Source organism: Micromonospora sp. NPDC005215 (assembly GCF_040607915.1).
In the GTDB taxonomy this organism is placed as follows: domain Bacteria; phylum Actinomycetota; class Actinomycetes; order Mycobacteriales; family Micromonosporaceae; genus Micromonospora.
This window is the reverse complement of sequence record NZ_JBEXHQ010000016.1, coordinates 40,289-54,151: the sequence shown is the minus strand read 5'-3', so window position 1 is coordinate 54,151 and position 13,863 is coordinate 40,289. Positions and strand designations below refer to the sequence as shown.

Below are 13,863 nucleotides of genomic sequence, written 5' to 3'. Positions count from 1 at the left end.
GTCACGGGGTGGGGATCAGCTCGCCCGGTGGGTCGACGGGGCCGGTGCCCTCGATCGGGCGGACCAGCTCCACCTCCACCTCGTGCGGCCGGATCCGGCCGGCAGCGATGTCCTCGGCGAAGTGGCAGGCCACCCGGTGTCCACCGACGACGTCGCGCAGCTCCGGCCGCTCGTCGGCGCACCGGGTCGGTTGCGCCCACGGGCACCGGGTGTGGAACCGACAGCCGGACGGCGGGTTGGTCGGCGACGGCAGGTCACCGGCGAGCAGGATCCGCTCCCGGCGGTCCTCCACGAGCGGATCGGGCACCGGCACCGCGGACATCAGCGCCCGCGTGTACGGGTGCATCGGCTCGCGGTAGAGGTCGTCGCTGGACGCCTCCTCCACCAGCCCGCCGAGGTACATGACGCCCACCGTGTCGGCGATGTGCCGCACCACCGCCAGGTCGTGCGCGATGATCAGATACGTCAGGCCACGCTCGTTCTGCAGGTCCTCCAGCAGGTTGAGCACCTGGGCCTGGATGGACACGTCCAGCGCGGAGACCGGCTCGTCGGCGACGATCAGGTCCGGGTTGAGCACCAGCGCGCGGGCGATGCCGATCCGCTGGCGCTGACCGCCGGAGAACTCGTGCGGGTACTTGCTGAGGGCCGACGCGGGCAGGCCGACCGCCTCCAGCGTCTCGCGCAGCCGCCGGTTCGTCTCGGCCTTGTCGCCGGCCAACCCGTGCGCCTTGAGCCCCTCCACCAGCAGCGACTCCACCGACTGTCGGGGGTCGAGGCTGGAGAGCGGATCCTGGAAGATCATCTGCATCCGGCGGCGGGCCTTCCGCATGGCCTCGCCCTTGAGCGAGCGCACGTCGGTGCCGTCGAAGACGATCTCGCCCTCGGTCGGCTCGACGAGCCGCAGCAGGCCGCGACCCAACGTCGACTTGCCGCAGCCCGACTCGCCGACCAGGCCGTACGTCTCGCCCTTGCGGATGCTCAGCGACACGCCGTCCACCGCGTAGACGTACCCGACGGTGCGGTCGAAGAGCAGGCCGCTCTTGATCGGGAAGTGGACCTTGAGGTCGCGCAGCTCGATCAGGGGTCCGGTCTGTTCGGTCATCGGACCGCCACCTCCTCGGAGACGGGGTTGTTGCAGCGGAGGTCGCCGCCGGTGGCGGTGGGTTCGAGCGGCGGCGGTCCCTCGAGACACGCGTCCACAACGTTGTCGCAGCGCGGCGCGAAGGCACACCCCTCGGCCCACGGGATGTTGTCGGCGACCGACCCGCGGATCGCGTGCAGTCGCTCACCGCGCGGCGAGTCCAGCCGGGGCACCGAACTGAGCAGCCCATGGGTGTACGGGTGCCGGGCGTGCGCGAACAACTCGTGCCGCCGTTCCCGCTCGACCACCCTGCCGCCGTAGAGGACGTTGACGGTGTCGCAGAGCCCGGCCACCACGCCCAGATCGTGCGTGATCATCACGAGCGCGGTGCCGGTCTCGTCGACAAGCTGCTTGAGCAGGGTGAGGATCTGCGCCTGGATGGTCACGTCGAGCGCGGTGGTCGGCTCGTCGGCGATCAGCAGCCGAGGCTTGCAGGCCAGCGCGATGGCGATAAGCGCCCGCTGGCGCATTCCACCGGAGATCTGGTGCGGGTACTCGCTGAGCCGCCGCTGCGGGTCGGGGATGCCGACCGCGTCGAGCAGGTCCCGCGATTCGCGCAGCGCCTGCTTGCGGTCCCGGCCCTGGTGGCGCTCCAACACCTCGGCCACCTGGACCCCGATCGGGATGACGGGATTCAGTGAGGAGAGCGGGTCCTGGAAGATCATGCTGATCTCCCGGCCGCGTCGGTCGCGCATGTCGTCCGGTCGCAGCTTCAGCAGGTCGGTGCCGTCGAAGAGCACCTCCCCGGTGACCTTGTTACCGCGCTTGGGCAGCAGGCCCATGATGGCCAGGCTGGTCACGCTCTTGCCGCAGCCGGACTCGCCGACCAGGCCGACCGTCTGCCCCGGCTCCACAGTGAAGCTGATCTTGTCCACGGCGGTGAAGGGCCGCTCGCCGCGCCGCTGGAACACGACGCTCAGGTCACGGACGTCGAGCAGGCTCATCGAGTCACTTCCTCACTGCTTTGGTCCTTCGCTCGCGACTGCGGGGCTCGCAAGCTCACTCCTCGCGCTCGCCCGAGACGGGGTCCGGGCGCGCTGACAGCGCTCACCGTGGTCACCGCCGGTTCTTCGGGTCGATCGCCTCGCGCATCGCCTCACCCAGCAGGGTGAAGCCGAGCGCGACAACGATGATCGCGAGCGCGGGGTAGTACGCCAACTCCGGGCGGACCTCGAAATAACGCTGACCGTCCACGCCGAGCATCAGGCCCCACTCGGCCCGGTTGATGTCCGGGTCGCCGAGGCCCAGGAAGGACAGCGCCGCGGCGTCCAGAATGGCCACCGCGAAGGTGAGGGTCGCCTGCACGATCACCGCGGTCAACGAGTTGGGCAACATGTGCCGCAGCACGATGTTGCGCTCCTTGACGCCGAGCGCGCGGGCGGCCAACACGTGGTCGCTCTCCCGCTGGGCCAGCATCGAACCGCGCAGCAGCCGGGCGAAGATCGGCACGCTCACGATGGCCACCGCGAAGATGACCGTCCACTGACTCGACCGGCTGGCCATCGCGACCAGGGTGATCGCGAGCAGCAGGCTCGGCAGGGCCAGCATCACGTCGGTGAGCCGCATCAGGACCACGTCGACCCAGCCACCGAACGCGCCGGCGATCGCGCCGATCAGCACCCCGAGCGTGAGACCGATGAGAGTCGCGAGTACGCCCACGAAGAGCGTCTGCCGGGCCCCGTAGATCATGCGGGACAGGAAGTCCCGGCCGAGTGGGTCGGAGCCGAACGGGAACCCGCTGCTGGCCCCCGGGATGGTGTCCACGGTGAGGCCCTTGGTCAGCTCGTCGAAGCGCTGCACCGGGTCGTGCGGTGCGATCAGCGGAGCGAAGATCGCCACCAGGACGAACAGCCCCACGATGACGGCCCCGACGATGGCGACCGGGTTGCGCCGCAGCCGGCGCAGGGCGTCGCGGACGAGGCTGATCCCGCCCCGGTCGGCGGCGCTCGCCTGGGCCAACTCGTCGAGCCGTGCCTTCTTGCGGTCGCCGAGCAGGCCGATGCTGCGCTCGCTCATGCCGGGACGTGGCTTGTCGTCCCCGGGGCGGGGAGCCGGCGTGCCGGCCTGGGTGATCGGGTCACTCATCGCACACGCACCCTCGGGTCGATGAAGGCGTAGGAGAGGTCGACAAGCAGGTTGACCACCACGAAGATCAGCGCGGCCAGCAGGATGATCGCCTGGAGCACCGGGTAGTCCCGGCCGCCGCTGATCGAGTCGGTGATCAGCGTGCCGATGCCGCCCCAGTTGTAGACCTTCTCGGTGAGCACCGCGCCGGAGAGCAGCGCACCGGTCTGCAGGCCGATGGTCGTGACCACGGGCAGGAGCGCGTTGCGCAGGATGTGCCGGCCGCGGATCGTACGGTGTCGCAGGCCCTTCGCCTCGGCGGTCCGTACGTAGTCCTCGTTCAGGACGTCGAGCACGCTGGCCCGGGTGATCCGCACGATCACCGCCAACGGAATGGTGGCGAGCGTGATCGCTGGCAGGATCAGGTGCCACAACGCGTCCGCGCTGGCGTCGAACTCCCGGGTCAGCAGGCCGTCGAGCACGAAGAACCCGGTGACGTGGGTGTTCTCCAGTCCGGTGGTCAGCCGCCCGGACGGCGGGAACCAGTGGATGTTCTGGGTGAAGACGTCCTTGAGCAGATAGCCCAGGAAGAAGATCGGGATGGAGATGCCGAGCAGGGTGCCGGCGATGGTGAGGTTGTCCGGCCACCGTCCGCGCCAGCGGGCAGCGAGGTAGCCGAGCGGCACACCGAGGCCGACGGCGATGATCATCGCGGCGAGGGCCAGCTCGATGGTGGCCGGAAAGGCACGGCTGATCACCTCGGTGACCGCGTCACCGGTCCGGATCGAGTTGCCGAAGTCGCCGGTCACCACCCGCTGCATGAACTTGCCGTACTGCACCAGGATCGGCTGGTCGTAGCCGAGCGCCTTGGTCAGCAACACGCGACGCTCGGGCGTGGCCCGCTCGCCGAGCAGCGCCTCGACCGGGCCACCGGGCAGGTTCCGCAGCCAGACGAAGATCAACGCCGACAGCGCTATGAGGGTCACCACCAGCTGCAACAGGCGGCGGACTATGACTCGCAACATCTCTCACACACCAGACTCTCAAAGATCGCGGATCGGCCCGGGGCCGGGAGGAACCCCGGACCCGGGCCGATCACGCCTACGGCCTCAGCCGAGGGACGTCACTTGCTGATGCTGACCGTGTTGAATCGCTCGTCGGTCAACGGGCTGGCCACCAGGCCCTTGACATCCTTAGTGACGACGATGGCCGGCGGGGCGTGCCAGATCGGCACGGCCGGCAGCCACTTGGCGGCGATGTCCCGGTTGACCTGCTCCCAGGCTGCCTTCTTGCCCGCGTCGTCGACGGTGCCGTCAGCCTTGGTGATGGCGTCGAACATCTCGGTCATCGACTGGTCGCCGAACTCGGCCTTGGCCCGGCCGAAGAACGTGCCGACGAAGTTGCCCGGGTCGTTGTAGTCACCGGTCCAGCCGAGGATGTGCAGGTCGTGCTTGCCGAACTGCTGCACGTCGTCCTTGAAGCCACCGTTCCACGGGCGCGGCACACCGTTGACCTTGATGCCCACGGCCTGCAGGTCGTTGGCGAGGACGGTGAAGATCTCCTGCGGGTTCGGCATGTACGGCCGGGAGACGTCCGGCGGGTAGTAGAAGTTAAGCGTCAGGCCCTCGGCGCCAGCATCCTTGAGGAGCTGCTTGGCCTTGTCCGGGTTGTACTCGTACTTCTGCACGTCCGGGGCGTAGCCGAGCACGGTGTCCGGCAGGAACTCGTCGGCGACCTTCGCGCCACCCGGGCCCTTGGTCTGCACCAGCTGCTGACGGTTGAGCGCGTAGGCGATCGCCTGGCGCACCCGCAGGTCCTTCAGCTTCGGGTTCTTCTGGTTGAGGCCGAGGTAGAGGATGTTGAACGCCGGGCGGTTGATGACCTGGAAGCCCTCACCCTCCAGCGCCTTGCGGTCGGCCGGGGCCGGGAAGTCGATGCCCTGGACGGTGCCGGCACGAAGCTCCTGCTTGCGGGTGCTCTCGTCCTTGATGACCTTGATGATCATCTTGTCCACCTTGGCCTTGTCGCCAAAGTAGTCCGGGTTGCGGTTCAGGGTGATCTCGTTCTTGGCCTTGTCCCAGCCACCGAAGGTGAACGGGCCGGTGCCGACCGGGTTGGTGGTGGCGAAGGCGCTGTACTCGAACGAGTCGCCGTTCTGCTTCACCGTGTTGGCGTCGTACTTCTTCAGCGCCTCCGGGCTCGCGATCGAGAGCGAGGTCAGCGCGAAGGCCCCCGGGAAGGCGCCCTTGTACTGGTTCAGCGTGACGACAGCGGTGCCGTCGCCCTGCGCCTCACACTTGTTGTAGACCGGCTTGCCGGCGGCCTCGTTCTCGTTCTTGGCGAAGCCCCCGAAGACGTCCATGTAGTAGATCATCTGGGACTGGGCGGCAGCGCCCGTCATGTTGTACCAGCGGTCGAAGTTGAAGCAGACCGCGGCGGCGTTGAACGGCGTACCGTCGTGGAACTTCACGCCCTGACGGAGCTTGAACGTCCAGACCTTGCCCTCCGGGTCGTGCTCCCAACTCTCCGCCAGACCGCCCTGAAGCTCCGCGGTGCCCGGCTTGTGGCTCACCAGGGTGTCGAACATCTGCCGGACCGGCCGGAACGACTCACCGTCATCGTTGAAGATCGGATCGAAGTTCTTCGGGTCACCGGCACCCGCGAAGATGAAGGTGCCGCCAGTCTTGGCCTCGCCACTGTCGCCGTCGCGCTCGCTCTTCGCGCAGCCGGCCGCGCCGACCGCCAGAGCGGCAACGGCCGCGATGGCCACGGCCGTTTTAAGCCTTCTCGCCTGCATCTCTCACCTCTGTCATGCGCATGACCACGCCGAGCTGTGGCTCGGTCCGTGTGCGGGAGGCTATGACATGTCACACGCGAAGCGGAACGGGCGTTAGGCAATCGCTACCAAGCCGACACCTTGGGCCGAGGTCTGACAGTCGACGACACGGTTGATACATGGAGCGACACATCGATCCGTGCCGGGCCGGACACCGGGACGGGGGCGGCACCGTCAACGACGGCACCACCCCCGCGCGGTACGACTCAGACGGCCCGGCGGCCCTCGAAGGCCCGTCCGAGGGTGATCTCGTCGGCGTACTCCAGGTCGCCGCCGACCGGCAGACCGCTGGCCAGCCGGGTCACCGAGATCCCCATCGGCTTCACCATCAGCGCCAGATAGGTGGCGGTCGCCTCGCCCTCGGTGTTCGGGTCGGTGGCCAGGATCAACTCCCGGACGCCGCCACCACTGAGCCGGATCAGCAACTCCCGGATGCGCAGATTGTCCGGACCAATCCCCTCCAGCGGATTGATCGCGCCGCCCAGCACGTGGTAGCGACCGCGGAACTCACCGGTCCGCTCGACGGCGACCACGTCCTTGGGCTCCTCCACCACGCACAGCACCTCGTCGGTGCGGCGCGGGTCGCGGCAGATCCGGCACTGCTCGGACTCGGCCACGTTGTAGCAGGTAGTGCAGAACCGCACCAACTCCTTGACCTTGCGCAGCGCGCCGGCCAGCCGGTTGACGTCGGCAGGATCCGCCGACAGGACGTGGAACGCGATCCGCTGAGCGCTCTTCGGACCCACGCCCGGCAACCGGCCCAACTCGTCGATCAGGTCCTGGATGGCACCTTCGTACATCTGCCGGCTCAGAAACCGGGCAGGCCGAGGCCGCCCATGCCGCCGGCGACCGGGCCCATCTTGCGCTCGGTCAGCTCCCGGGCCGCCTCGGCGGCGTTGTGCACGGCCGCGACGACCAGATCCTCCAGCGTCTCCACGTCGTCCGGGTCGACGGCCTTCGGGTCGATCTTGATGGCCTTGAGCTCACCAGCGCCGGAGACGGTAGCGGTGACCAGCCCACCGCCGGCGGTGCCGGTCAGCTCGGCCTCGGCCAACTCGGCCTGGGCGGCGGCGATCTGCTGCTGCATCTTCTGCGCCTGCTTCAGCATCTGCTGCATGTTCGGCTGTCCACCTGGGCGCACGGATGGCTCCTTCTCGCACTCGTCTGCTCGGCCGCCGCTTAGCCTATCCGCTGGGACCGACCACGCCCCCGTCCGGTGCGTGGCCCACGCCGAGCCCTCGGGGTACGGCTGGCACTACCCCGAACCGGCCATCTGCCGGTAGTGCGCCGGGACCCGTCGCGCTGGTGTGCTCGACGGCATGAACCTCAACCGCACCGGCCGGGCCGGCGCGCTGTGCTGGGTGGCAGCCGCACCGGTTCTCCTCGTCGCCAGCCTGGTCACCGGGCTGCGCTGGCAACAGCCGGCCTACAGCTGGGCCACCCACAACATCAGCGACCTCGGCAACGCCCACTGCGGCAGCTGGGACACCACCAGACCCCGCTACGTCTGCTCGCCCTGGCACCCCCTGATGAACGCCGCGACCCTGGTCACCGCCATCCTGCTCGCCGCCGGGCTCCTGCTGACCTGGCGGCTCCTCGGTCGCGGCGGCGTGGTGCGCTCGGCGCAGATCCTCCTGCTGCTGGCCACCGGCGGGTACGCCCTGGCGGCCCTCTACCCGGCCGACGTCGACGAGAACCTGCACGTCCTCGGCGCATTCCTGATCATGGGATTGGGCAACGTCGGTCTGCTCCTCGCCGGTTTCGCAGCGGGCACCTCGACGCTCGGCCGGTGGCGACGGCTCACCCTCACCGCTGGGCTCGTCGCACTGGTCGGGACCGTGCTGTTCTTCGCCCAGCAGGGCCTGGGGATCGGGGTGGGCGGCATGGAACGAGTCGCCGTGCTGCCCTTCCCCCTCTGGGCCTGCTGCCTCGGCGTCCTGCTCGCCGAGACGCCGGCCGGCCAGGCGTCGCACACCCGGTCGACAGTGGCGAACTAGCGGGCGTCGACCTCGTCGATCTTCTCGGCCCCGAACGTCTCGCGCAGCAGCCGTACCGCCTGCTCCTCGCTGGACTCCCGAGCGGTCTTCTCGTCGATGATCTCGTCCAGCGGCTCGTCGCCCGGATCGAACCCCTCGTAGACCGGGGTCGCGGCGCCACCCGGCCGGCCGGCCCGCGACGGGCCGTCGAAGTCCGGGTCGTAGGGCGGCTCGCCGGCCCAATCGGCGTCCGCGACGGGCCGGGCCGCCGCTCCGGTACGCACACCGCGCCCCGCCGCCGCCGCACGAGCCGCGGCGATGGCGCTGCTCACCGGCGCACCACCGGCTGTCGCCGGCTGCCGGGCCGCCGGTGTCGGGTTGCCCCGCCCGCCCGGGTTACCGCCGCCGGCCGCCGGGCCGGGGCGACCCGAACCGCCTGGTCCGCTGCCGTTGGTGTGACCGCCGTTCGGGCCGCCGCCGTTCGCGCCGCCGCCGCCGTTCGGGCCGCCGCCACCGTTCGGGCCGGTCGGGATTGGCGCCGAGCCGGGGCCGCCCGGTCCGGCATCAGTGCCTGGGTCGTTCTCGGCCAACGCGCCACCCGGCCGAGCGGCCTCCGGCCAGTCCTCGTCGTCGGTCGCCTCGGCGGCGAGTGCGCCACCGCCAGGGCGGGCCGCCTCCGGCCAGTCGTCCTCGTCCTCTGCCGACGCGACCGGCTGCGCTGCGCCCTGCCGAGCCGGAGCGTGCGCAGCTGCCGGCGCGGCGGGCTGCGTTCCGCCCTGCCGAGCCGAACCGTGAGCGCCGGAGCCTTCTCCGCCCCCCTCGGCACGCGCACCCGCGCCTCCCGGCGGGCCACCATGGGCACCCGAGCCAGCAACGCTTGTCGAGTTCGGTGCGCTGGGGGGCGCTGTCGCCGGGCCGGCAGAGCTGCTCGGATTCGGCGCGCTGGGCGGCGCAGTCACCGGGCCGGCAGAGCTGTTCGAATTCGGCGCGGCGGGCGCTGCGCTCGTCGGGCCGGCACCCGCGGACGAATTCGGCGCGGCGGGCGGTGCGCTCGTCGGGCCGGCGGCGGCGGACGAGTTCGGCGCGGCGGGCGGTGCGCTCGTCGGGCCGGCAGCGGCGTTCCCGTTCGGCGCGTTCGACGCGACGGTGGGACTCGACGCGACGGTGGGACTCGGCGCAGCAGCCGGGGCGGCGGGTCGGGCCGGCGCGGCGGATTGCGAGCGCTGGGGACCGGACAACGACATCCCACCGCGCTCGCCGGCGACCTCGCAGCGGATCTGCCAGCGCCCGCCCAACTCCTCGTAGAGCGCGTCGGTGAGCACCGCCGCATGATCGGCCATCATCTTGGCCAGCACTGTGGACTTCACCGTGAGCACCAGCATGTCGCCGTCAAGTTCACGCACCACGGCGTCGCGCATCAGGGCGGCGATCCGCTTGTTGGTCCGGTTGACCTTGCCGACCACATCGGGCCAGACGCGGCGGACCGCGACGGCGTCCAGCGCTGCGGCCGGCGCGCCCGGTCGGGGCGGCTCCGGCGTGGCCGGGTCGGGCAGCACCGCCGACGGTGGCACCACACGACGTGGGGCCGACCCGTCGGGCGAGACGGGTGCCGACCCGGCGACGGCCGACGCACCGGGTGACACCGGGATCGGCGAGTCGGCGGCTGAGACGTGCGAGGCAGGCGAGCCGGAGGTCGGAGCCGGCACGCCGGAGGTCGGAGCCTGTCCAGCCGGTGCGCCGGAGGTCGGAGCCGGTGCGCCCGAGACCGGGCCGGGCGAGGCCGGTGCGCCGGAGGCCACAGCAGCCGACGCGGGAGCGCCCGGGACCGCAGCGCTGCGGATCGGGGACGCGGCCGGGTCGACCGCCCAGGGCGGTGCGGAGGTCGGGGCGTTGACGGGTGGGGGGTTCGCGGCAGCCGGGACCGGGGTGCCTGGCTGTGGGCGTACTCCCGGGTGGGCGGCCGGAGCGGAGCCGGCGGCGGCCGACGGCGCGTCGGTGCCGCTCAGGGTGAGCCGGCGTTCCATCCGTTCGAGGCGTTGGAGCAGGCCACCGGTGGAGTCGTCCGCGCCGGGCAGCAGCATCCGGGCGCAGATCAGCTCCAGCAGCAGGCGGGGCGCTGTGGTGCCGCGCATCTCCACCAGGCCGTCGTGCACGATGTCGGCGCAGCGGGAGAGCGTGCCCGGCCCGAGTTGCGCGGCCTGGGCGGCCATCCGCTCGATCTGGTCGGCGGGGCCGTCGATCAGGCCCTTCGCGGCGGCGTCCGGCACCTGCTGGATCACGATGAGGTCGCGTAGCCGTTCGAGCAGATCCGAGGCGAACCGGCGCAGGTCGTGCCCGGCCTCGGCGACCCGGTCGACGGTGGCGTACGCGGCGGCGCCGTCCCCGGCGGCCAGCGCGTCGCACATCTCGTCGATCAACGCGGCGTCGGTGACCCCGAGCAGCGCGACGGCCCGGGCGTAGCTGACCCCCTCCGGGCCGGCGCCGGCAATGAGCTGGTCGAGCACGGAGAGGCTGTCCCGCATGCTGCCGCCACCGGCGCGCACCACAAGCGGAAAGACCGCCGGCTCGACGGTGACCCCCTCCGCCTCGCAGAGCTGCTCCAGATAGGGGCGGACCACCTTCGGCGGAAACAGCCGGAACGGGTAGTGGTGGGTCCGCGACCGGATGGTGCCGAGGACCTTCTCCGGCTCGGTGGTGGCGAAGATGAACTTGACGTACTCCGGAGGCTCCTCGACGAGCTTGAGCAGGGCGTTGAAGCCCTGCGTCGAGACCATGTGCGCCTCGTCGATGATGTAGATCTTGAAGCGGCTGCGGGCCGGCGCGAAGAACGCCTTCTCGCGCAGGTCGCGGGCGTCGTCGACACCACCGTGGCTGGCCGCGTCGATCTCGATGACGTCGATCGAGCCGGCGCCGTCGGTGGTCAGCGAGCGGCACGACTCGCACTTGCCGCACGGCTCCGGGGTGGGTCCCTGCTCACAGTTGAGCGAACGGGCCAGGATCCGGGCGCTGGAGGTCTTGCCGCAGCCGCGCGGGCCGGAGAAGAGGTAGGCGTGATTGAGTCGGCCGCTGCGCAGCGCCTGCGACAGTGGCTCGGTGACCTGCTCCTGGCCGATCATCTCGGCGAAGGTACGCGGCCGGTACTTGCGGTAGAGCGCCAGCGTCACTCGTCCCGCCTCCTCTCGACCGAGCCATTCTGCGCCGGTCTGGCGCGGGTGACCACCCACCCCGCCGGACGCTCGGGTCGCCGCGCGTTGATCGACTCGGCTTCCTGGAAATCGGGGTGTCCGCATGCCCGGGATGCCCCGACATCACGGATGTCGAGTGGATCAAGGCCCGGAGACAAAAAGGCCTCCCGTGCACCCGGCAGAGCTCGCTTATCCTTGCTGCCTTCCGGCCCTGGGGAGGTTCACGAGATACCGCCGCACGGGAGGTGACGCCAAGCCTACCCGACCGCCCGTCGATCTTCAGGGGGTGGTGGGGTGGCCCGGCCGGCGGGGGCCTGTATCCTGGCTCGCGGAGGATTCGCCTAGAGGCCTAGGGCGCACGCTTGGAAAGCGTGTTGGGTTTACACCCTCACGAGTTCGAATCTCGTATCCTCCGCTCGCCTGAGCAGCACCAACGACAGGGCCGGCCCCACGGGGACCGGCCCTGAGTCGTTCCTGCGGTGGCGTCAGGCCACCACCTGGACACTCTCCGCGCCCTGCGCCGAGAGCCACGTTTCGAGTTCCCCGCCGCCGAGGGACCGGGTCGCGCCCTCGTCGACGAAGACCGGACCGACGACGGCCCCGGTCGCGCCGTCGAGCTGGCAGCCGAACATCCGCGCGTCACTCAGCACGGTCGGCATGCTCGGGCCGCCAAGCGTGCACCAGCGCAGGCTGGCGTACTCAAGGTTGGCGCCGCGCAGGTCCGTCCTGTAGAGCTTGGCGGAATTGAGGATCGCGTGGCCGAGATCGGCTCCGTCCAGCACTGCGTCGTCGAGGTCCACCGCGAACAACCGGGCGGAACGGAACCGCGCCTCACCCGCCGCGCAGCCGACCATTTCCGCCTTGGCCAGGTCGGCGGAGGAGAAATCCGCGCCGCGCACCTCGGCATTGGTCAGGTTGGCGCCGCCGAGGTTGGCCTCCCCGAACCGCACGCCGACCAGGTGGGAATTGGCGAGATAGGCGTTGGCGAGGTCGAGACGGCTGAGGTCCGCGCCGCGAAAATCAAGAGAGTCACCCGACAGGTACGCCCCGGCGGAAGAGTCGGCGAACCACTGCTCAAGCGCTGCCCGAGCGTCGGGGCTGTCCGGCCACCGAAGGACGTCGCCGCTGGTCCGCCTGTACGTGCTCATCTGTCGAGCACCACAGTGCCGTCCCACGCTGGTCGATCAGCGACCCACGACCGAATATCAGCCGACGCGCTCGGCGACAGACCGGCGGTCACCACCGGTCGCGCTGCTCGTCCCCGCCGTCCACCGCGGGGTTAACTTCGCGCAGCTGCTGCCCGACGCGTTCGGCTATTGCCCGCGCCGCTGGCGAATCGGTCCCCAGGGTCTCGCCGATGATCTCCTGAGCGCGGTCGGCCAGTTGCCGCTTGGCCAGGCCGATCGTGCTCATGATCGTCCGGGCGACGACGTCGGGTGCGACCCGTTGGATCCGCTGGCCGAGTCGTAGATCGACAAGCGCTCCCGCCGAGTCGACAGTGACCTCCACCAGCCCGTTGCCGTCGGCGACCGTCACCCGTAGCTCCTGGACCCGCTCGCTCATCGCGTCCGTGGCGGTCGCCAACTGGTCCAGGCGTCCCTTCCACTCCGCCAGCCGATCCATCGCGCCGTCCGGATCCAGCAGCCCGCCCGCGTTTGGCACCTCGGCAGTCATGTGTCCCCTCGGTCGCTCAAGGTGATCATGTGAGCTGAGGGAGATTAACATGAGCTGGCTGCGGCAACCGTCCGGGCGAGACGACCTGTGGTCTCATCGACGTCGTGACCGAGGCGACGTGGCAGTGGGACGAGACCTTGTACGCGGGCAGCGCCCGCCACTACAGCGTCGGACGGCTGCCCTACCCATCCGGTCTCGCCGACGCCATCCATACCGCGCTCGACCTCGACGGCACCGGTCGACTCCTGGACGTGGGCTGCGGGCCCGGATCGTTGACGCTGCTGCTCGCGCCCCTGTTCGAGGCGGCGGTGGGCGTCGATGCCGATCAGGACATGCTCGCGGAGGGGCGGCGCAGAGCTGACGGCGTCGGAGTGGTCAACGTCGAGTGGCGACACCTGCGCGCCGAGGCCCTGCCCGCCGACCTGGGTGCCTTCCGGGTGGCCACGTTCGCCCAGGCTTTCCACTGGATGGACCGCCCGCTCGTGGCTCGTCGGGTCCGCGGCATGCTCACGCCCGACGGGGCCTGGGTCCACGTCGGCGCCAACACGCATCAGGGCGTGTTCGGGGACGATCCGCTGCCGTACCCCCGAGCGCCCTGGCAGCAGATCGACGAGCTGGTCGCCGGTTACCTGGGGCCGATCCGTCGGGCTGGCCAGGGGTTGTTGCCAACGGGCACCCCCTCCGGCGAGGCCGAGATCATGCGCGAGGCGGGCTTCGCCGGCCCCACCCGGATCACTGTCGAACAGGGGATCGTCGTGGAACGCTCAGTGGACGAGGTCACCTCGGCGGTGTTCTCGCTGTCCAGTTCGGCACCGCATCTGTTCGGCGACCGGCTCCCGGCCTTCTCGGCGGATCTGCGCCAACTCTTGACGACGGCAGCACGAGACGGCCGCTTCGCCGAGCGGCGACGGGACATCGAGGTGGCGATCTGGCGACCCTGACGGCTGGTACTGCTACGGACCCGGCCTGGAGGCAACCGGCGGTCAG

12 protein-coding genes, 1 tRNA gene and 1 other RNA gene are annotated in these 13,863 nt (G+C 70.5%); 3 read left to right on the top strand and 11 right to left on the bottom strand.

Annotation, left to right across the window (positions count from 1 at the left end; all coding sequences use genetic code 11):
• Position 1: 1 nt before the first annotated feature.
• The 7 genes from ABZU25_RS14820 to ABZU25_RS14790 form a co-directional block, all read right to left on the bottom strand.
• On the bottom strand, positions 2–1,102 hold the full coding sequence (locus ABZU25_RS14820) for an oligopeptide/dipeptide ABC transporter ATP-binding protein (protein WP_355029860.1): 1,101 nt from the start codon (positions 1,100–1,102) through the stop codon (positions 2–4).
• A complete protein-coding gene (locus tag ABZU25_RS14815) occupies positions 1,099–2,085 on the bottom strand; it encodes an ABC transporter ATP-binding protein (RefSeq protein WP_355029859.1) in 987 nt (328 codons plus the stop codon). The genes ABZU25_RS14820 and ABZU25_RS14815 overlap by 4 nt, the downstream gene beginning before the upstream one ends.
• A 112-nt stretch (positions 2,086–2,197) precedes the next feature.
• A complete protein-coding gene (locus ABZU25_RS14810; RefSeq protein WP_355029925.1) occupies positions 2,198–3,157 on the bottom strand; it encodes an ABC transporter permease in 960 nt (319 codons plus the stop codon).
• Positions 3,158–3,222: 65 nt separating this feature from the next.
• Entirely contained in the window at positions 3,223–4,230 is a 1,008-nt protein-coding gene (locus tag ABZU25_RS14805; protein ID WP_355029858.1) for an ABC transporter permease, read from the bottom strand.
• A gap of 98 nt (positions 4,231–4,328) precedes the next feature.
• On the bottom strand, positions 4,329–6,002 hold the full coding sequence (locus tag ABZU25_RS14800; protein WP_355029857.1) for an ABC transporter substrate-binding protein: 1,674 nt from the start codon (positions 6,000–6,002) through the stop codon (positions 4,329–4,331).
• A gap of 245 nt (positions 6,003–6,247) precedes the next feature.
• Positions 6,248–6,841 (bottom strand): recombination mediator RecR, encoded by a 594-nt coding sequence (gene recR, locus ABZU25_RS14795; protein ID WP_355029856.1) that lies wholly within the window; start codon positions 6,839–6,841, stop codon positions 6,248–6,250.
• A gap of 8 nt (positions 6,842–6,849) precedes the next feature.
• On the bottom strand, positions 6,850–7,158 hold the full coding sequence (locus tag ABZU25_RS14790) for a YbaB/EbfC family nucleoid-associated protein (RefSeq protein WP_238433593.1): 309 nt from the start codon (positions 7,156–7,158) through the stop codon (positions 6,850–6,852).
• Positions 7,159–7,360: 202 nt separating this feature from the next.
• Here ABZU25_RS14790 and ABZU25_RS14785 point away from each other — a divergent pair, with 202 nt between their 5' ends.
• On the top strand, positions 7,361–8,038 hold the full coding sequence (locus tag ABZU25_RS14785; protein ID WP_355029855.1) for a DUF998 domain-containing protein: 678 nt from the start codon (positions 7,361–7,363) through the stop codon (positions 8,036–8,038).
• Here the strand turns inward: ABZU25_RS14785 and ABZU25_RS14780 are convergent.
• Positions 8,035–11,181 carry a DNA polymerase III subunit gamma and tau gene (locus ABZU25_RS14780; RefSeq protein ID WP_355029854.1) on the bottom strand — a complete coding sequence of 1,049 codons (3,147 nt, stop codon included), beginning with the start codon at positions 11,179–11,181 and terminating at the stop codon, positions 8,035–8,037. The genes ABZU25_RS14785 and ABZU25_RS14780 overlap by 4 nt on opposite strands.
• A gap of 179 nt (positions 11,182–11,360) precedes the next feature.
• Positions 11,361–11,450: signal recognition particle sRNA small type (ffs, locus tag ABZU25_RS14775), an RNA gene on the bottom strand.
• Between the two features lie 82 nt (positions 11,451–11,532).
• On the opposite strand from ffs, the gene ABZU25_RS14770 reads away from it, so the two are divergent.
• Positions 11,533–11,617, top strand: a tRNA-Ser gene (locus tag ABZU25_RS14770).
• A gap of 70 nt (positions 11,618–11,687) precedes the next feature.
• Here ABZU25_RS14770 and ABZU25_RS14765 read toward each other — a convergent pair.
• Positions 11,688–12,350, bottom strand: coding sequence for a pentapeptide repeat-containing protein (locus ABZU25_RS14765; protein WP_355029853.1), 663 nt, complete (start codon positions 12,348–12,350; stop codon positions 11,688–11,690).
• Between the two features lie 88 nt (positions 12,351–12,438).
• Positions 12,439–12,876, bottom strand: a complete 438-nt coding sequence (locus ABZU25_RS14760) for a YbaB/EbfC family nucleoid-associated protein (protein WP_355029852.1) — start codon at positions 12,874–12,876, stop codon at positions 12,439–12,441.
• 104 nt (positions 12,877–12,980) lie between these two features.
• On the opposite strand from ABZU25_RS14760, the gene ABZU25_RS14755 reads away from it, so the two are divergent.
• On the top strand, positions 12,981–13,817 hold the full coding sequence (locus ABZU25_RS14755; RefSeq protein ID WP_355029851.1) for a class I SAM-dependent methyltransferase: 837 nt from the start codon (positions 12,981–12,983) through the stop codon (positions 13,815–13,817).
• Positions 13,818–13,863: the final 46 nt, after the last annotated feature.